Source organism: Hydrogenophaga sp. GW101-3F08 (assembly GCF_059424585.1).
This window is the reverse complement of record NZ_JBWKZP010000001.1, coordinates 725278-742910: the sequence shown is the minus strand read 5'-3', so window position 1 is coordinate 742910 and position 17633 is coordinate 725278. Positions and strand designations below refer to the sequence as shown.

The 17633-nt window shown below is 67.0% G+C and carries 16 protein-coding genes; 11 read left to right on the top strand and 5 right to left on the bottom strand.

Features of this window, described 5'->3' with window-relative positions:
* Positions 1 to 18 precede the first annotated feature (18 nt).
* The 3 genes from AC07YZ_RS03715 to AC07YZ_RS03705 form a co-directional block, all read right to left on the bottom strand.
* Entirely contained in the window at positions 19 to 1815 is a 1797-nt protein-coding gene (locus AC07YZ_RS03715; protein ID WP_494793747.1) for a PhoH family protein, read from the bottom strand.
* A gap of 195 nt (positions 1816 to 2010) precedes the next feature.
* A complete protein-coding gene (locus AC07YZ_RS03710; protein WP_226492677.1) occupies positions 2011 to 2487 on the bottom strand; it encodes a peroxiredoxin in 477 nt (158 codons plus the stop codon).
* A gap of 245 nt (positions 2488 to 2732) precedes the next feature.
* Positions 2733 to 3125 carry an Mth938-like domain-containing protein gene (locus AC07YZ_RS03705; protein ID WP_494793746.1) on the bottom strand — a complete coding sequence of 131 codons (393 nt, stop codon included), beginning with the start codon at positions 3123 to 3125 and terminating at the stop codon, positions 2733 to 2735.
* Positions 3126 to 3283: 158 nt separating this feature from the next.
* On the opposite strand from AC07YZ_RS03705, the gene AC07YZ_RS03700 reads away from it, so the two are divergent.
* The 8 genes from AC07YZ_RS03700 (at position 3284) to AC07YZ_RS03665 (ending at position 10763) form a co-directional block, all read left to right on the top strand.
* Entirely contained in the window at positions 3284 to 4564 is a 1281-nt protein-coding gene (locus AC07YZ_RS03700; protein WP_494793745.1) for a pyridoxal phosphate-dependent aminotransferase, read from the top strand.
* A 62-nt stretch (positions 4565 to 4626) separates the two neighbouring features.
* Positions 4627 to 5949 (top strand): homoserine dehydrogenase, encoded by a 1323-nt coding sequence (locus AC07YZ_RS03695; protein WP_494793744.1) that lies wholly within the window; start codon positions 4627 to 4629, stop codon positions 5947 to 5949.
* 1 nt (position 5950) lies between these two features.
* The gene (gene thrC, locus AC07YZ_RS03690; RefSeq protein WP_494793743.1) at positions 5951 to 7393 is read left to right on the top strand and encodes a threonine synthase; all 1443 of its coding nucleotides are present in this window, start codon (positions 5951 to 5953) and stop codon (positions 7391 to 7393) included.
* Position 7394: 1 nt separating this feature from the next.
* Positions 7395 to 7928, top strand: coding sequence for a molybdopterin-guanine dinucleotide biosynthesis protein B (mobB, locus tag AC07YZ_RS03685; protein WP_494793742.1), 534 nt, complete (start codon positions 7395 to 7397; stop codon positions 7926 to 7928).
* Positions 7929 to 7962: 34 nt separating this feature from the next.
* Complete coding sequence (locus AC07YZ_RS03680; protein ID WP_494793741.1) at positions 7963 to 9246, top strand: molybdopterin molybdotransferase MoeA; 1284 nt, start codon at positions 7963 to 7965, stop codon at positions 9244 to 9246.
* Positions 9243 to 9494, top strand: a complete 252-nt coding sequence (moaD, locus tag AC07YZ_RS03675; RefSeq protein ID WP_494793740.1) for a molybdopterin converting factor subunit 1 — start codon at positions 9243 to 9245, stop codon at positions 9492 to 9494. Before AC07YZ_RS03680 ends, moaD begins: the two co-directional genes overlap by 4 nt.
* Positions 9491 to 9970: a molybdenum cofactor biosynthesis protein MoaE gene (locus tag AC07YZ_RS03670; RefSeq protein ID WP_494794031.1), complete on the top strand. Its 480-nt coding sequence runs from the start codon at positions 9491 to 9493 to the stop codon at positions 9968 to 9970. Before moaD ends, AC07YZ_RS03670 begins: the two co-directional genes overlap by 4 nt.
* 7 nt (positions 9971 to 9977) lie before the next feature.
* The gene (locus tag AC07YZ_RS03665; protein ID WP_226492685.1) at positions 9978 to 10763 is read left to right on the top strand and encodes a GNAT family N-acetyltransferase; all 786 of its coding nucleotides are present in this window, start codon (positions 9978 to 9980) and stop codon (positions 10761 to 10763) included.
* Here the strand turns inward: AC07YZ_RS03665 and AC07YZ_RS03660 are convergent.
* Complete coding sequence (locus tag AC07YZ_RS03660) at positions 10721 to 11629, bottom strand: DMT family transporter (RefSeq protein WP_226492686.1); 909 nt, start codon at positions 11627 to 11629, stop codon at positions 10721 to 10723. The two genes, AC07YZ_RS03665 and AC07YZ_RS03660, sit on opposite strands and share 43 nt — an antisense overlap.
* 120 nt (positions 11630 to 11749) lie before the next feature.
* On the opposite strand from AC07YZ_RS03660, the gene AC07YZ_RS03655 reads away from it, so the two are divergent.
* The 3 genes from AC07YZ_RS03655 (at position 11750) to AC07YZ_RS03645 (ending at position 17043) form a co-directional block, all read left to right on the top strand.
* Positions 11750 to 12673 (top strand): helix-turn-helix transcriptional regulator, encoded by a 924-nt coding sequence (locus AC07YZ_RS03655; RefSeq protein WP_494793739.1) that lies wholly within the window; start codon positions 11750 to 11752, stop codon positions 12671 to 12673.
* A 111-nt stretch (positions 12674 to 12784) separates the two neighbouring features.
* Entirely contained in the window at positions 12785 to 15403 is a 2619-nt protein-coding gene (gene clpB, locus AC07YZ_RS03650) for an ATP-dependent chaperone ClpB (protein WP_226492688.1), read from the top strand.
* 209 nt (positions 15404 to 15612) lie between these two features.
* The gene (locus AC07YZ_RS03645) at positions 15613 to 17043 is read left to right on the top strand and encodes a coniferyl aldehyde dehydrogenase (RefSeq protein WP_494794030.1); all 1431 of its coding nucleotides are present in this window, start codon (positions 15613 to 15615) and stop codon (positions 17041 to 17043) included.
* 52 nt (positions 17044 to 17095) lie between these two features.
* Here the strand turns inward: AC07YZ_RS03645 and AC07YZ_RS03640 are convergent, their stop codons facing one another.
* A complete protein-coding gene (locus AC07YZ_RS03640; RefSeq protein ID WP_226492689.1) occupies positions 17096 to 17347 on the bottom strand; it encodes a hypothetical protein in 252 nt (83 codons plus the stop codon).
* Positions 17348 to 17633 lie beyond the last annotated feature (286 nt).

Genomic DNA, 17633 nt, shown 5'->3' with positions numbered 1-17633 from the left:
CTCGCACCCGGTTCGAAATCAGAGCACCTCGCTGGCGAAGTCGGCCAGTCGCGAGCGCTCGCCGCGCGCCAGGGTGATGTGCCCGCCATGTGGCCAGCCCTTGAAGCGGTCCACGGCAAAGGTCAGCCCCGAGGAGCCTTCGGTGAGGTAGGGCGTGTCGATCTGCGCCAGGTTGCCCATGCAGATGATCTTGGTGCCGGGGCCGGCGCGCGTGATCAGCGTCTTCATCTGCTTGGGCGTCAGGTTCTGCGCTTCGTCGATGATGACGTACTTGTTCATGAAGGTGCGGCCGCGCATGAAGTTCATGCTCTTGACCTTGATGCGGCTGCGGATCAACTCATTGGTGGCGGCACGCCCCCATTCGCCGGCGTTGCCCCCATCGCCCTTGGCCAGGAATTCGAGGTTGTCGTCCAGCGCGCCCATCCAGGGGCCCATCTTTTCCTCTTCGGTACCGGGCAGGAAGCCGATGTCCTCGCCCACGCTCACCGTGGCACGCGTCATGATGATCTCGGTGTAGCGGCGGTCATCGAGCACCTGCGTGAGGCCGCTGGCCAGAGCCATCAAGGTCTTGCCCGTGCCGGCCGTGCCGGCGAGCGTCACGAAGTCAATCTCCGGGTCCATCAGCAGGTTCAGCGCGAAGTTCTGCTCGCGGTTGCGGCTGGTCACGCCCCACACCGCATTCTTCAGGTGTGTGAAGTCCTTGAGCGTCTTGAGCACCGCGGTCTTGTCGCGGATCTCAGTGACCCGGGCGTACAGGGATGGTTCGCCGGGGGCTTCGAAATAGACGAACTGGTTGATGTAGAACTGCCCCACGGCCGGGCCACTGACCCGGTAGAAGGTGTGGCTGCCACTCTGCCAGCTCTCGATGGTCTTGCTCTGGCGCGTCCAGAAGTCCTGCGGCAGGGCGAGCGCGCCGGCATACAGCAATTCACCGTCGTCCAGGGTCTTGTCGTTCTGGTAGTCCTCAGCCGCCAGACCCAGCGCACGGGCCTTGACCCGCATGTTGATGTCCTTGGACACCAGAATGACTTCGCGCAGCGGATGCTTGTCGCGCAGAGCGTGCACCACGCCCAGAATCTGGTTGTCCGCCTTGCCCTGGGGCAGGCTGCTCGGGAGCTGGTTGTCCAGTGGCTCGGTCTGGAAGAACAGCAGGCCGCGTGCCGTCTGGTGGCCGGTGGCGGAGAGCTTGAGGCCGCGCGTCATGTCGCCGCCCTGCTGAGCAGCGAGGGCGTCCAGGGTGCGGCTGGTCTGCCGTCCATTGCGCGCCACCTCGGTCATGCCCTTTTTGTGGCCGTCGAGTTCTTCGAGCACGATCATCGGCAGGAAGATGTCGTGTTCCTCGAAGCGGAACAGGCTCATGGGGTCGTGCAGCAGCACATTGGTGTCGAGCACGAACAGGCGGGACAGCCCCGCGCCGTTCGGTCTGCCCGGTGAGCGGCGGCGGTTGCTGGCCACCGGCGAAGGGGGGGGCGCCTTTTCCGCCACCGCGGGCAGGTCCTGGCGCGACTTCTCGATCCGTGCCTCGGTGGGTTGCACCACGGGCAGGGCGACGACGGTCGCTGTTCCTTCGGCCTTGGTTGGCGCCGAAGGCCTGTCGGTCGGGGGCGACTTGCGGGTGCGGCTCTGGGGGCTGCGGCGGCCTGTCTTGGGCGTCAATGCGGTGACGGTGGTCTCGACCCGTGGCGCGGGGGCTGCGACCGGCTGGGGCTGATCCAGCGTATCGGCAAGGTCGAACGGATCGTCTGCGGCTTTCAGGTTGTAGGCGTCGGGAGAGAGCAGGGCTGCGCGTTTGGAGGGGGCGGGTGGCAGTGGCATGGAGGGCGTTGTTGTTCAGCGCAGGATGAAAAAACAAAAAGCCGCCACGGTGACCGGGCGGCTTTCTGGGCTGCTGGGGGCAAGGAAAGAAGGAGGGGCTGACTGGCTTCCCGTTGTCATGAACCCATTATGCATGACTGCCGTGACAGGCCCATACCCATCACGGGGAGTGGGGTGTCGAGGCCGTCCCGGCGTTCAGGCGGCCTTCTTCAGGGTCTTGACCGCCTTGAGCACATCTTCCACATGGCCCGGCACTTTCAGTCCGCGCCATTCTTGCTTGAGCACGCCGTCAGGGCCAATCAGAAAGGTGCTGCGCTCGATGCCTTTGACCTTTTTGCCGTACATGATCTTGTTCTTGACCACCCCAAACATGTGGCACATCTTTTCTTCGGTGTCGGCGATCAACTCGAACGGCAGTTCCAGCTTGGTCTTGAAGTCGTCGTGTGACTTCATGTTGTCACGCGAGACGCCAAATACCTGGGCGCCTGCCTTGACGAAATCCTTGTATTTGTCGCGGAACTGCATGGCTTCGGTCGTGCAGCCTGGCGTGTTGTCCTTCGGGTAGAAGTACAGCACGATGGTCTGGCCAAGGTGCGTCTGGTTGCTGACCTTGACGCCGCCGGTGGCCAGCGCTTCAAATTCGGGAATGGGTTTATTGACAACGACTGCCATACTGCGTGGGCCCCTGACGTAAGTTGGTGGTGATTCGTTGGCTTCCCGGTTGCGTGATGCACGCCCTGCAGCTGCTCTGGCTTGCAAGGGGGCATGGCAGGAAACAATCGGGTATTTTACCCTGAATGGGCCCCTGGCGCTGAGAGACGGGAGTAACTGCCTGTCTGGTACCGGCGCTCGTGCGGCCATTGGCGCCTCCGTAGCCGGCCACCCCGCCGGTCGGGCCGCAAACATCTGCCGCCGCTTCAACTCTCCATCAGCAGGGCGGTGAGCACTCGGCGTCCTTCGCCGGCCAGGATGTTGTGGGTCCGGCAGGCGGCCAGGGTGTCCATGGTTTCCACGCCGATGCGTCGGTCGATCAGGCTCTGCAACAGAGCGGGGCGCACAAATCGCAGCCGCGCACCGCTCCCGAACAGCACCAGTTCGGGCAACCATCCGGGCGGGAGCGCGGTATCTGTGAGCAACTGTTCAAAATGCGCGGCGCTCAGGTCTTCGAAGCGCGTGCAGGGCCAGGGCACCAACAGCCCGCTCGACGACAGGACCAGGCTGTGCGCGTGGCGCTGGCCGTTGATGGCGATCCAGCCGTCGCCATAGGACGTGATGGTGTGCAGGTCCGGTTTGTCGGCGTGCAATTTCATCGGGATATGGCTCGGGGTTCGGGGGGTGATGACGCACCGTGAGGGTGCGGAACTGTGGTCAAATTGCAGGTTTTCCCCTGCTGGGCCTGCTGAATATAGCGTTTCGCCATGCCCTTGGCGTTTCCCCACTTATCCGACCGCTCCCGAACGGAGGGACTTTGAAAACCATCCAGAAATCCGCCAAGCTTGCCAACGTCTGTTACGACATCCGGGGCCCCATCATGGACGCGGCCATCCGGATGGAGGAAGAGGGGCACAAGATCATCCGGTTGAACATCGGCAACATGGCACCGTTCGGGTTCGATGCTCCCGAAGAAATCCAGCAGGACATGATTCGCAACCTGCCGAACTCGGCCGGGTACTCGGACAGCAAGGGGATTTTTGCGGCGCGCAAGGCGGTGATGCACGAGACGCAGAAACAGAATGTCAAGGGTGTCACGCTCGATGACATTTATCTCGGCAATGGCGCGAGCGAACTGATCGTGATGTCGGTCAATGCCCTGCTGGACGAGGGCGACGAGCTGCTCATGCCCGCGCCCGACTACCCGCTGTGGACGGCTGCGGTGAGCCTGTCGGGTGGCACGCCGGTGCATTACATGTGCGACGAGTCCAACGGCTGGATGCCCGATCTGGACGACATCCGCCGCAAGATCACGCCGGCCACCAAGGGCATCGTGGTGATCAACCCGAACAACCCGACCGGCGCGTTGTACTCGGACGACCTGCTCAAAGCCATCGTTGGACTCGCCCGTGAGCACGGTTTGGTGATCTTTGCCGACGAGGTCTACGACAAGGTGCTGTACGAAGGGGCGAAGCACACGGCGATCTCCAGCCTGTCCGAGGATGTGCTGACCCTGACGTTCAACTCCCTGTCCAAGAGTTACCGTTCCTGCGGCTACCGCGCCGGCTGGATGGTGGTGTCGGGCGACAAGAAGCCGGCTCGGGACTACATCGAGGGCCTGAACATGCTCTCGAACATGCGCCTGTGTGCCAACGTGCCGGGTCAGTGGGCGATCCAGACCGCGCTGGGCGGGTACCAGAGCATCAAGGACCTTGTGTGCGAGGGCGGCCGGCTGCGCCGCCAGCGCGATCTGGCCTACGAGCTGATCACCGCCATCCCCGGTGTGAGCTGTGTCAAGCCTTCGGCCGCGCTGTACATGTTTCCGCGACTCGATCCGGCGGTGTACCCGGTCGAGGACGATCAGCAGCTGTTTCTGGAACTGCTCCAGGAAACCCGCGTGATGCTGGTGCAGGGCTCGGGCTTCAACTACCCGGACAACCAGCACTTTCGCATCGTGTTCCTACCGCACGAGGACGATCTGCGCGAGGCCATTGGCCGGGTCGCGAAGTTCCTGGAGGGCTGGCGCAAGCGCCATGCGATTCAGCGCGCATCAATCGCCCCTGCGATCAGCAACACCGCGGACGTGGCGGCTCCCTAAACTCGAGCGGCCGGGTCCGGGTGGGCGCGGCGTCGACATTTTCCGAAGCAGAGAGAACAACGATGAAACCGATCCAAGTAGGCCTGTTGGGCATAGGCACCGTGGGCAGCGGCACGTTCAACGTGCTGCAGCGCAACCAGGAAGAAATCCGCCGTCGTGCGGGTCGCGGCATTGAAATCAACATGGTGGCCGACCTCGATGTGGCCCGCGCCCAGAGCATCGTCGGCCCGGACGTGAAGGTGGTGAACGACGCGCGTGCCGTGATCGCCAACCCCGAGATCGACATCGTGATCGAGCTGATCGGTGGCTACGGCATCGCCAAGGCCCTGGTGATGGAGGCCATTGCGGCGGGCAAGCATGTGGTCACCGCCAACAAGGCACTGCTGGCCGTACACGGCACCGAGATCTTCGCGGCGGCATCGGCCAAGGGCGTGATGGTGGCGTTCGAAGCGGCCGTGGCCGGTGGCATTCCCATCATCAAGGCGCTGCGCGAAGGCCTGACGGCCAACAGCATCCAGTGGCTCGCCGGCATCATCAACGGCACCACCAACTTCATCCTGTCCGAGATGCGCGACAAGGGGCTGGACTTCGACGTCGTGCTCAAGGAGGCGCAGCGCCTGGGCTACGCCGAAGCCGACCCGACCTTCGACATCGAAGGCGTGGACGCGGCGCACAAGGTCACGCTCATGAGCGCGATCGCCTTTGGCATTCCGGTGCAGTTCGACAAGGCCTATGTGGAAGGCATCACGAAGCTGGGCGCCACCGACATCAAATACGCCGAACAACTCGGCTACCGCATCAAGCTGCTGGGCATCACCAAGCGCACCGACAAGGGCATCGAGCTGCGTGTGCACCCGAGCCTGGTGCCGTCCAAGCGCCTGATCGCCAACGTGGAAGGCGCGATGAACGCGGTGGTGGTGCAAGGCGATGCCGTGGGCACCACGCTGTACTACGGCAAGGGCGCGGGCAGTGAGCCCACCGCCAGCGCCGTGATCGCCGATCTGGTGGACATCACCCGCCTGCACACCGCCGACCCGCTGCACCGCGTGCCGCACCTGGCGTTCCAGCCCGATGCCATGAGCGACCTGAGCGTGCTGCCCATGAGCGAGGTGGTGACCAGCTATTACCTGCGCCTGCGCGTGGCCGACGAGGCCGGCGTGCTCGCCAAGGTGACCGGCCTGCTGGCCAACGCTGGTATCAGCATCGACGCGGTGCTGCAGCGCGAGGCCGACGAAGTGGGTGGCGAAGGTGCCACGTCCACCGATCTCATCATCCTCACGCACGACACGCGCGAAGGCACGATGAACGAGGTGCTGGCGCAGATGCAGGCGCTGCCGAGCGTGCTCGCGCCCATCACGCGGATACGAAAAGAAGAGCTGAACTGAGATGCTGTACCTCTCCACCCGCGGCCACCCGGACCGCAAACACTTTTGCGACATCCTGCTCGAAGGTCTGGCGCCCGATGGTGGTCTGTATTTGCCCGAGCGTTATCCGCAGGTGGACGCAGCCATGCTGGCGCGTTGGCGCGACGTGTTCAACGGCGGTGTGCCCGGTGGTTACGCCGCGTTGGCGTTCGAGGTGCTGTCGCTCTACATCGACGACATTCCTGCCGCCGACCTGAAGGCGCTGTGCGACAAGACCTACACCGAGGCGGTGTACGGCACAGCAGCCATCGTGCCGTTGAAGCCGCTCGAAAAGGGCTTCTATCTGGAAGCCCTGTCCAATGGTCCGACGCTGGCCTTCAAGGACATGGCCATGCAGCTGCTGGGCAATCTGTTCGAGTACCAACTGGCGCGCCGCGGCGAAGAACTCAACATTCTGGGCGCCACCAGCGGCGACACCGGCAGCGCGGCCGAATACGCCATGCGCGGCAAACACGGGGTGCGCGTCTTCATGCTCAGCCCGCACGGCCGCATGAGCCCGTTCCAGCAGGCCCAGATGTTCAGTCTGATGGACGAGAACATCCACAACATCGCGATCGAAGGCGTGTTCGACGACTGCCAGGACATCGTCAAGAACGTGTCGAACGACCTGGCGTTCAAGCGCCAGTACAAGATCGGCACCGTCAACTCGATCAACTGGGCGCGTCTGCTGGCGCAGGTTGTTTACTACTTCGCGGGCTACTTCCAGGCGACCACGGGCAACGACCAGAAGGTGGACTTCACCGTGCCCAGCGGCAACTTCGGCAACGTCTGCGCCGGCCATGTGGCGCGCCAGATGGGCCTGCCGATCCAGACGCTGGTGGTGGCGACGAACGAAAACGACGTGCTTGACGAGTTCTTCCGCACCGGCGTCTACCGCGTGCGTTCGAGCGTCGACACGCACGAGACCTCCAGCCCGTCGATGGACATTTCCAAGGCCAGCAACTTCGAGCGCTTCGTGTTCGATCTGCTGGGCCGCGACGGCGCGCGGGTCAAGGCGCTGTTTGGCGACGCGCTGGCTCGCGAAGGCCGGTTCGATCTGGGCGGGGACCCGGTGTTCGCCGAAACGGCCAAACACTACGGCTTCGTCAGCGGCAAGAGCACCCACGCCGATCGCCTGGCGACCATCCAGGACACCTGGGCGCGTTTTGGCGTGATGATCGACACGCACACCGCCGACGGCGTGAAGGTCGCACGCGAGCACCCGAACCCGGCCGTTCCGATGATCGTGCTGGAAACGGCCCTGCCGATCAAGTTCGCCGAAACCATCGTCGAAGCGTTGGGCCGTGAGCCGGACCGCCCGGCGAAGTTCGACGGCATCGAAGCCCTGCCCAAGCGGGTGCAGGTGATGCCGGCCGACACCGCGGCCGTGCAGGCGTACGTCGCGCAGCACTGTCCGCGCCCGTGACATGAAAGTGGTCGGTTTCGCGGGCTACTCGGGCTCCGGAAAAACCACCCTGGTGGAGCAGCTGATCCCGGCGCTCAAGTCGCGCGGACTGCGTGTGTCGGTGGTCAAGCATGCCCACCACAAGTTCGACATCGACCATCCCGGCAAAGACACCTGGCGCCACCGCGAAGCCGGCGCTTTCGAGGTGGTGGCGGCTTCGTCGAAACGGCTGGTGTTGATGCGGGAGTTCGAGCAGTCCGCCGAGCTCTCGGTGCATCACCTGCTGGCCGAGGTCTACCCGGGTGTGGACTGGGTGCTGGTGGAGGGCTTCAAGAACAGCGATCTGCTCAAGATCGAGGTCTGGCGAGACGCCAGCGCCCGACCCGTGCAGTACACCGACGACCCGTTCATCGTGGCGATCGCCACCGACAGCCCGGCGCAGCTGCCCGAGTCCACCCTGAGGCCCGTGCTGGATTTGAACGACGCCGACGGGGTGGCGGGCTGGCTGGTCGACAATGGGGCGCGGTTCGAATACAACCCGCAGGCGTCTCTCTGACGCCGTACCGCCGACCACCTCCACACCGCCCGCCATGACCGCTGCCGCCCCCAAATCCGCCCGAACGCCGTTGATGTCGCTGGACGACGCGCTGGCCGATCTGTTGCGCCGGGTCGAACCCTTGTCCCGCCACGAAACCGTGGCCACCTTCGAGGCCGACCGCCGGGTGCTGGCCGAAGACCTGGTGTCCGAGCTGCATGTGCCGCCGCAGGACAACTCGTCCATGGACGGCTACGCCCTGCGCGCGACCGACGTGAGCGAACCCGGCGTGGTGCTGCCGGTGTCGCAACGCATCGCGGCCGGACACGCGGGGGAAGCCCTGCGGCCCGGCACCTGCGCCCGCATCTTCACCGGCGCGCCCCTGCCCGAGGGGGCGGACGCGGTGGTGATGCAGGAAGAAACGCGCGAGGTGGGGGGCGACCTGCATGGCGTGCACATCGACGCCGTGCCCACCCCGGGCCAGTGGGTGCGCCGGGCCGGGGAAGACGTGGCGCGTGGTGCGGTGGTGCTGGCCCGTGGCGAGAGGCTGACGCCCGCGAGCCTGGGTCTGGCCGCCAGCATTGGCCGCGCGCAGCTGCAGGTGCTGGCGCGCCCGCGCGTGGCCCTGTTTTCCACCGGCGACGAGCTGGTGATGCCGGGCGAGTTGGCCCCGCGGGACATGCCGCCCGGCGCCATCTACAACTCCAACCGTTTCTTCCTGCGCACCCTGCTGCAGCGCCTGGGCTGCGAGGTGAGCGACCTGGGCATCGTGCCCGACCGGCGCGAGGCCACGCTGGCCGCGCTCAAGACCGCGGCCGACCACCACGACCTGATCCTCACCAGCGGCGGCGTGTCGGTGGGCGAGGAAGACCACATCAAGCCCGCCGTGCAGCAGCTCGGCAGCCTGGACCTGTGGCAGATCGCCATGAAGCCGGGCAAGCCCTTCGCCTATGGCACCGTGCGGCGCGACGCCGGCGCGGGCATCGACGCTGCCCAGGCCTGCCACTTCATCGGTCTGCCGGGCAACCCGGTGTCCAGCTTCGTCACCTTCCTGCTGCTGGTGCGCCCCTTCCTGCTGCGGCTGCAGGGCGCGCGCGTGCCCACCCCCCAGCCGATCCTGCTGCCGGCGCATTTCGATCTGCCCCGCGCCGACAAGCGCCGCGAATTCCTGCGGGTGCGCCGCAATGGCGCCGGAGGGCTGGATCTGTTCGCCAACCAGAGTTCGGGTGTGCTGACTTCGGCCGTCTGGGGCGATGGCCTGGTGGACCATCCGGCCGGGCGCACCATCGCGCGTGGCGACCTGGTGTCCTACATCTCATTTGCGGACCTGCTTGCATGAAAGTTCAACTGCGTTATTTCGCGTCCATCCGCGAAGCCATTGGCACCGGCAGCGAGTCGCTGGAAACGGCCGCCACCACGCTCGCGACCCTGCGCGACGAGCTGATCGCCCGCGGCGGTGCCTACGCCGAGGTCCTGGCGCATGGCCGCGCCGTGCGCGTGGCGCTCAACCAGACCATGAGCGACGAGGCCGCGGTGCTGAGCGACGGCGCCGAAGTCGGCTTCTTTCCGCCCGTGACGGGAGGCTGAGCGTGAATCCCCGCGTCAGCATCCAGACCGGCGACTTCGACCTCTCCACCGAAGTGGCTGCGCTGCGCGAGCAGGACAAGCGCGTGGGCGCGGTCTGCAGCTTCATCGGCACGGTCCGCGACCGCAACGATGGCCAGAGCATCAGCACCATGGAGCTGGAGCACTACCCGGGCATGACGGAAAAGGCCATCGAGGCCATGATCGACGAGGCGTTCAAGCGCTTCAACATCTACGCCGCGCGGGTGATTCACCGTGTGGGCCTGTTGCAGCCGCTGGACCAGATCGTGCTCGTGGCCGTGAGCTCGGCACACCGCGGCGAGAGCTTCCAGGCCTGCGAATTCCTGATGGACTACCTCAAGACCCAGGCGCCGTTCTGGAAAAAGGAACAGACGCCCGAGGGCGCGCGCTGGGTCGATGCCCGCGAAAGCGACGACGCGGCCCTGGCCAAGTGGGGCATTGAGAGCCGCAACGCCTGAGCCGCGCATGAACGACACCCTCTGCCTGAGCACGCAGGACATTGAAGCGATCGAGCGGGCCACGCTGGTGGCGGTGGCGCCCGAGCGGGTGGACGCCATCGACGGCTGGCTGCTGCCCATGGACAGCGGCACGGTCGGCCGGGCCCACAGTGCGGTGCCGCTGCACCACGGTGCACACGATCCGGCGCTGATCGACCGCATCGCACAACGTTATCGGAACGCTGGCTTGCGGCCGGTGTTTCGCCTGCCGGATGTGCCCACCTTCGAGGCCTGGTGGCCGGCGTTGGCGGCGCGGGGTTTTCAGCGCAAGCAGCCGACGCTGACACAGACCGGCGCGTTGGCAGGCCTTCTGGGGCTGGCCCCCGACACCGAGGGTGTGTCGCTGGACCCGCGGCCCGATGCGGCCTGGATGGCGATGTTTCTGGGCGAAGGGCTGGACCCGGTGGACGGCGCGAGCCGCTCGCGCGCACTGTCGCGGGCCGAGGGCACGCTGTTCGGCAGTCTGCGTGTGGGGGGACAGACCGTGGCTTGCGGCGCCGCCTGTTACGCCGAGGGCTGGCTGAGCATGCACGGCCTGCGCACGGCGGCCAGCCAGCGCGGGCGCGGGCTTGCGGGTCGGCTGATCCGCGCCATGGCGCTGGAGGCGCAGCGCCGGGGCATTGCCCGGGTGTTCCTGCAGGTCGACGGCGCCAACGCGCCGGCGCTGGCGCTCTACCGCCGCGCTGGCATGACCACCGCCTGGTCCTACGCCTACTGGCGGCTGCCGGCCACCGCGACCGCCGCCGCGGGCTGAACGCGGCGCGGCGGGCGAAACACCAGCACATTGCCCAGCATCACCAGCACCAGTCCGGCCAGGGCCGGCGCGGTCCACTGGTAGCCTTCCAGCCAGGCCGACACATTGAGCGCCACCACCGGGAACAGCACCGTGCTGTAGGCCGCGCGCTCGGGCCCGAGGCGCCCCACCAGCGTGAGGTAGGCGGTGAAGCCAATGACCGAGCCGGGAATGGCCAGGTAGAGCAGGGCGCCGGTGTAGCGCCAGGTCGGCTCAAAGCTCAACGGCAGGCCGGCCAGCAGCGCGTAACCCAGCAGCACCAGCGTGCCCACCAGCATGCCCCAGGCGTTGGTCTGTACGGGTTTGAGGCCCTGGCCCTGCAGCGCTGCCGACAGCAGGTTGCCGCAGGAAAAACACAGCGTGCCCGCCAAGGCCCAGGCCAACCCGGTGAGGCTGCCCGCACCGGCATGGCGGATTTCGGGCCAGAACAGCAGCACCAGCCCGGCCAGCCCGAGCGCACCGCCGGCCAGTACCTGGGGCGCGAGCCGGCGGCCATGGATCAGGCGCGCGAGCAGGGCGTTCCACAGGGTGGCGCTGGAAAACACCACCGCCACCAGGCCGCTGGCCAGGGTCTGGCTGGCCTGCAGGAAACACACGAAGTTCAGGCAGAACAGGCACAGGCCCTGACCCAGCACCCACCACGCGGCCTGCCCGCGCGGGCGCACCAGCTGCCGCCGCCAGGCCAGCCAGCCAAACAGCAGCAGGGCCGCCAGCCCGAAGCGGTAGGCGATCGACAAGGCGATGGGCACGGAGCCCAGTTGCCACTTCAGGGCGATCCAGGTGGTGCCCCAGATCAGCACCACACTGGCATACAGAACAGCATTCACGGTGGTTTCTCCAACAGATGCCCCGAGCATCGGGCCTGCGCAGCGTGGCCGGTTGCAGATTCCTGCGGTTTTGTGGCCCCGCCCGGCGCCGGCAGGCCGCCGCCTCGCTACGATGCGCAGGTGACCACCGCCATCCCCGCCGCTTCCGCGCGCCCGCCCACCACCCGACCCCCTGGGGTGTTCGAGGTGTTGAGCCGATCGCGCGCGCGGCTGGAACGATCCGTCCTGCTGGGCGATGCCCTGCTGCTGGCCCAGTGGCACAACGCGCTGGACCGCCCGAGCTACCAGCGGCCCGGGCACCACACGCTGTCGGTCTACCTCGAAGGCGGGCAGGGCACACGGCTGGTGGGCCGCGCGGGGGAGCCCGGCGCGCCCGGCCTGCACTGCGTGCTGCCGGCCGAACACGAGTCGCACTGGCAGGTGGAGCAACCGTTCCGTTTTCTGCACCTGTACCTGTCGGAGCAGGCCTGGGCCGACCGCGTGGTGCGCCTGCTCGACGCCGAGCCACGCGCCCACACCCTGGAGCCCTGCATCTTCGGCTCGGACCCGGCCCTGGCGGGCTGGGCGCAGGCGGTGGCCGGGCTGGACTGGAACGACGCATCGGCCCGTCTGCGCGCCAACGCCTGGAGCCAGCAGGCGCTGGACCACCTGGTGCTGCGCGCCGCCCGGCCACGCGCCCGCGCCGCGGCCCAGCGGCCGCTGGGGGGGCTGTCCACGGCGGTGCGCCGCCGGGTGCTGGAGCACATCGACGCGCACCTGGACGGCGCCCAGGACGCGCTCACGCTGGGTCGCCTGGCCGCGCTGGCCCATTTGTCCGAGTTCCACTTCGCGCGCATGTTTCGCGTCTCCATGGGCTGCAGCGTGCTGGGCTGGATCATCCAGCGCCGCATGGCCCGCGCCCAGGCCCTGCTGGCGGCCGGGCGGCTGCCGCTGGCGCAGGTGGCGATGGACTGCGGGCTGGGCAGCGCCAGCCACCTGAACCAGCTGTTCCGGCAGCGGCTGGGCGTCACGCCGCTGCAGTACCGGCGGTTCGCCGCGACCTGATCTGGATCAAACCCGCGCTGCGGGCGGATACTGCGTGGAGGTATCCGCCTTGAAATGCCGGGGACCAGCTCCACATGTCGGGCAATACCATTCATTCGGGAGTGCCCATTCATGCGACTCGACAAACTCACCACCAAGTTCCAGGAAGCCCTGGGGGAAGCCCAGACGCTGGCGCTGGGCGCCGACCACGCCTACATCGAACCGCCCCACCTGCTGCTGGCCCTGCTGCGCCAGGCCGATGGCCCCGCCTCGCTGCTGCAGCGTGCGGGCGTCAACGTGCAGGGCCTGGCCAAAGCGGCCGAAGCGGCCATGAAGCGGCTGCCCGAGGTGCAGGGGCAGGACCAGGTGCAGGTCGGCCAGGAGCTGGGCAAGCTGCTGCAGGCCACCGAAAAGGAAGCCATCAAGCGCGGTGACCAGTTCATCGCCAGCGAGCTGTTCCTGCTCGCCGTGGCCGACAGCAAAGGCGATCTCGGCCGCATCGCGAACGAAAACGGCCTGAGCCGCAAGAGCCTGGAGGCGGCCATCACGGCGGTGCGCGGCGGCCAGAAGATGGACAGCCCTGAGGCCGAAGGCCAGCGCGAGGCGCTCAAGAAATACACGCTCGACCTGACCGAGCGCGCCCGCCTGGGCAAGCTCGACCCGGTGATCGGCCGCGACGACGAGATCCGCCGCGCCATCCAGGTGCTGCAGCGCCGGACCAAGAACAACCCCGTGCTGATCGGCGAGCCCGGTGTGGGCAAGACCGCCATCGTCGAAGGCCTGGCGCAGCGCATCGTGGCCGGCGAAGTGCCCGATTCGCTCAAGGGCAAGCGCGTGCTCAGCCTGGACATGGCCGCGCTGCTGGCCGGCGCCAAGTTCCGCGGCGAGTTCGAGGAACGCCTGAAGACCGTGTTGAACGAATTGGCGAAGGACGAAGGCCAGACCATCGTCTTCATCGACGAGCTGCACACCATGGTGGGCGCTGGCAAGGCCGAGGGCGCGATGGACGCCGGCAACATGCTCAAGCCCGCCCTGGCGCGCGGTGAGCTGCACTGCGTGGGCGCGACCACGCTGGACGAATACCGCAAATACATTGAAAAGGACGCCGCGCTGGAGCGCCGCTTCCAGAAGATCCTGGTGGACGAGCCCAGCGTGGAGGCGACCATCGCGATCCTGCGCGGCCTGCAGGAGAAGTACGAGGTGCACCACGGCGTGCAGATCACCGACCCGGCCATTGTGGCCGCGGCCGAGTTGAGCCACCGCTACATCACCGACCGTTTCCTGCCCGACAAGGCCATCGACCTGATCGACGAGGCCGCGTCCAAGATCAAGATCGAGCTCGATTCCAAGCCCGAGGTGATGGACCGGCTCGACCGCCGCCTGATCCAGCTGCAGATCGAGCGCGAGGCCGTGAAGCGCGAGAAGGACGAGGCGTCGCAGAAGCGGTATGGCCTGATCGAAGAGGAGATCGGCCGGCTGGAGAAGGAAATCTCCGACCTCGACGAGATCTGGAAGGCCGAGAAGGCGGCCGCGCTGGGCTCCAAGGATGTGATGGAAGAGATGGACCGCATCCGCTCGCAGATCAAGAGCTACACCGACAAGGGCGACTTCAACAAGGTCGCCGAGCTGCAGTACGGCAAGCTGCCCGAACTGGAGAAGCGCCTGAAGGACGCGCAGGCGGTGGAGTCGGGCAAGGCCGCGAACAAGGACGGCAAGGGCCGCCCGCAGCTCTTGCGCACCCAGGTCGGTGCCGAAGAGATCGCCGAGGTGGTGGCGCGCGCCACCGGCATCCCGGTGAGCAAACTGATGCAGGGTGAGCGCGACAAGCTGCTGCTGATGGAAGGCAAGCTGCACGAGCGCGTGGTGGGCCAGGACGAGGCCATCGGCGCCGTGGCCAACGCCATCCGCCGTTCGCGCTCGGGCCTGTCCGACCCGAACCGCCCGACCGGCTCCTTCCTGTTCCTCGGCCCCACCGGCGTGGGCAAGACCGAGCTGTGCAAGGCGCTGGCCGGCTTCCTGTTCGACAGCGAAGACCACCTGGTGCGCATCGACATGAGCGAGTTCATGGAGAAACACTCCGTGGCGCGTCTCATTGGTGCGCCGCCCGGCTACGTGGGCTACGAAGAGGGCGGCTACCTCACCGAAGCCGTGCGCCGCAAGCCCTACAGCGTGCTGCTGCTCGACGAGGTGGAGAAGGCCCACCCGGACGTGTTCAACGTGCTGCTCCAGGTGCTCGACGACGGCCGCCTGACCGACGGCCAGGGCCGCACCGTGGACTTCAAGAACACCGTGATCGTGATGACGAGCAACATCGGCTCGCACATGATCCAGGCCATGGTGGGCGAGCCCTACGAGGACGTGAAGGACGCCGTGTGGAGCGAGCTGAAGAACCACTTCCGGCCCGAGTTCCTGAACCGCATCGACGAGACCGTGGTGTTCCACGCGCTGGACGCGCAGCACATCGAGTCGATCGCCGCGATCCAACTCAAGGTGCTCGAAGCGCGCCTGGCCAAGATGGACCTGTACCTGCAGGTCTCGCCCGCCGCGCTGGCCGAACTGGCCAAGGTGGGTTTCGACCCGGTGTTTGGCGCGCGCCCGCTCAAGCGCGCGATCCAGCAGCGCATCGAGAACCCGCTCTCGAAGTACCTGCTGGAAGGCCGCTACCCGCCGAAGTCGGTGATTCCGGTCGGCGTGGACCCGGTGCGCAACCCGGGTGTGTTCGAGTTTGGCGAGGCCGTGGAAGCGGCGTAAGCCTTCCCGCAGAGGGGTTCAGGCCCGGTGCCGTCTTGGCGCCGGGCCTTTTTCATGCGCGCTGCGCCGCCACGCATGGCCGCGATCAGCTGGGCCGGGTCCAGACTGACACCGGCCTGGGGCACCACCACGGCCACCACGCCTTCGCCAAAGTCCGGATCGGGCGCGTGCTCTACACAGCGGCGGTGACCGGGCCTATCATCGAATCCATGACCCAGATTCCGCCCACCCTTCCCTTGCAGGCCCTGTTCGAAGCGCAGCGCAGCGCCAGCCGCGCGCAGATCGACGTGCCGCTGGCGCTGCGGCGCGAGCGCCTCGGGCGGCTGCACGACCTGATCGAAACCCATGCACCGGCGCTGTGCGAGGCGGTGCAGGCCGACTTCAGCGTGCGCTCGGCCCAGCTCACCGAAGTGGCCGACCTGTTCGTGCTGCGCGCCACCATCGGCCAGCTGCGCAAGCAACTGCCCAGGTGGATGAAGCCGCAACGCGTGGCCACGCCCCCGTACCTGCTGCCCGCGCGCGCCCACATCCAGCGCCAGCCGCTGGGCGTGGTGGGTGTCATCGGCCCATGGAACTACCCGTTGCAGCTCACTTTCGGCCCGGCCGCCACCGCGCTGGCCGCGGGCAACCGCGTGATGCTCAAGCCCAGCGAACTCACGCCGCACACCTCGGCGCTGATGGCCACGCTGGTGCAGCAGACCTTCTCGGCCGACGAGTTCTGCGTGGTGCTCGGCGGCGCCGATGTGGCGCACGATTTCGCCAGCCTGCCGTTTGACCACCTGTTCTTCACCGGCTCCACCGGCGTGGGCCGCAAGGTGGCCGCCGCAGCCGCCGCCAACCTCACGCCGACCACGCTGGAGCTGGGTGGCAAGTCTCCTTGCGTGGTCGACGCATCGTGCGATCTGTCCGACGCGGCGCTCAAGATTGCCCACGGCAAGCTGCTCAACGCCGGGCAGACCTGCGTCGCGCCCGACTACGTGCTGCTCCCGCGCGGCTATGAAGCCGCGTTCGAACAGGCCTACACGGCGGCCGTGGCACGTCTTTTCCCCCGCATCGTGGGCAACCCCGACTACGCGGCCATCCTCAGCGACCGCCACCACGCCCGTCTGGGCGCGTTGCTCGACGAAGCGCGCGGCCAGGGTGCCCGCGTGGTGGATGTGGCCCCCCAGGGCGCGGCTCCCGGCCAGACCCCGTACACGCGCCAGATGAACCCGACGCTGGTCTTCGACGCGGCGCCCGGGTTGCGGCTGATGGACGAGGAGATCTTCGGCCCGGTGCTGCCCGTGCTGCCCTACGACACGCTGGACCAGGCCATGGCCTTCATCAACCAGCGACCCCGCCCGCTGGCGCTGTACTGGTTCGGCTCCGACACCGCGTCGCGCGATCGCCTGCTGCACGGCACGGTCAGCGGCGGCGTCACGGTGAACGACACGCTCATGCACCTGGCCCACGAGGGCCTGCCCTTTGGCGGCGTGGGCGAGAGCGGCTGGGGGGCTTACCACGGCGAGAGCGGCTTCCTGCGCTTCACCCAGCAAAAGCCGGTGCTGGTGCAGTCGCGCTGGGCCATGGGCCAGCTGTTCTATCCGCCGTACGGGCCGCGTTTCGATCGGGTGATGGGCTTGCTCAAGCGCTGGCTTTGAGGCTCGGGCGAGCGCAGTTGGTGGTTGCGCACGCGCGCAATCACCGGTGGGGTCAGGCGTTGGTGCTCGCGCCTTCGTCGGGATCGCCGTTCACCGGCAGCGCCGTTTGTTGAAGATAGCCCTGCCTGAGCAGGGTGTGCATCAGTCCGGTCACGTCGTCGCCCAGCAGCAGCGAGAGTTCGCGGTCGCTGCGCCGCCCATTGACCATCAACAACAGCGAGTGGACCGGTTTGCCCACCAGATCGGGACGTGCCAAGGCCTCCCAGGCCTTCACCGTCTTGGCGCAACGCATGATCGTTTGCATGTTCCGTTTACCCCCTGATTCCATGGCCGGATTCTGACCTCTGGGCCACCATGTTGACTGTCAGGTATGACAGGGTGTTGACAGCTTGGCCCGACGGGTGCGCGCGGGTCCTGCTGTACATCCCGCCCAACACCATGAGGTCTTTCTTATGACTGCCTGAGCGGCAGAAGGGGGTCGCGGCGTGATTTTTTTGGCACGGTCACGTCGGTGGGCCGTCCGGCAGGTATAACTGCGGTTTGATCCACCGGTTTGATTTATCCAGGCCCCACAGGCCCTCGCACAGAGA

What these genes read in the sequence shown, in the direction of transcription:
- AC07YZ_RS03715 (WP_494793747.1), bottom strand. Translation starts at nt 1,815, where the DNA reads ATGCCACTGCCACCCGCCCCCTCCAAACGCGCAGCCCTGCTCTCTCCC.
- AC07YZ_RS03710 (WP_226492677.1), bottom strand. Translation starts at nt 2,487, where the DNA reads ATGGCAGTCGTTGTCAATAAACCCATTCCCGAATTTGAAGCGCTGGCC.
- AC07YZ_RS03705 (WP_494793746.1), bottom strand. Translation starts at nt 3,125, where the DNA reads ATGAAATTGCACGCCGACAAACCGGACCTGCACACCATCACGTCCTAT.
- AC07YZ_RS03695 (WP_494793744.1), top strand. Translation starts at nt 4,627, where the DNA reads ATGAAACCGATCCAAGTAGGCCTGTTGGGCATAGGCACCGTGGGCAGC.
- thrC (WP_494793743.1), top strand. Translation starts at nt 5,951, where the DNA reads ATGCTGTACCTCTCCACCCGCGGCCACCCGGACCGCAAACACTTTTGC.
- mobB (WP_494793742.1), top strand. Translation starts at nt 7,395, where the DNA reads ATGAAAGTGGTCGGTTTCGCGGGCTACTCGGGCTCCGGAAAAACCACC.
- AC07YZ_RS03680 (WP_494793741.1), top strand. Translation starts at nt 7,963, where the DNA reads ATGACCGCTGCCGCCCCCAAATCCGCCCGAACGCCGTTGATGTCGCTG.
- moaD (WP_494793740.1), top strand. Translation starts at nt 9,243, where the DNA reads ATGAAAGTTCAACTGCGTTATTTCGCGTCCATCCGCGAAGCCATTGGC.
- AC07YZ_RS03665 (WP_226492685.1), top strand. Translation starts at nt 9,978, where the DNA reads ATGAACGACACCCTCTGCCTGAGCACGCAGGACATTGAAGCGATCGAG.
- clpB (WP_226492688.1), top strand. Translation starts at nt 12,785, where the DNA reads ATGCGACTCGACAAACTCACCACCAAGTTCCAGGAAGCCCTGGGGGAA.
- AC07YZ_RS03645 (WP_494794030.1), top strand. Translation starts at nt 15,613, where the DNA reads ATGACCCAGATTCCGCCCACCCTTCCCTTGCAGGCCCTGTTCGAAGCG.
- AC07YZ_RS03640 (WP_226492689.1), bottom strand. Translation starts at nt 17,347, where the DNA reads ATGCAAACGATCATGCGTTGCGCCAAGACGGTGAAGGCCTGGGAGGCC.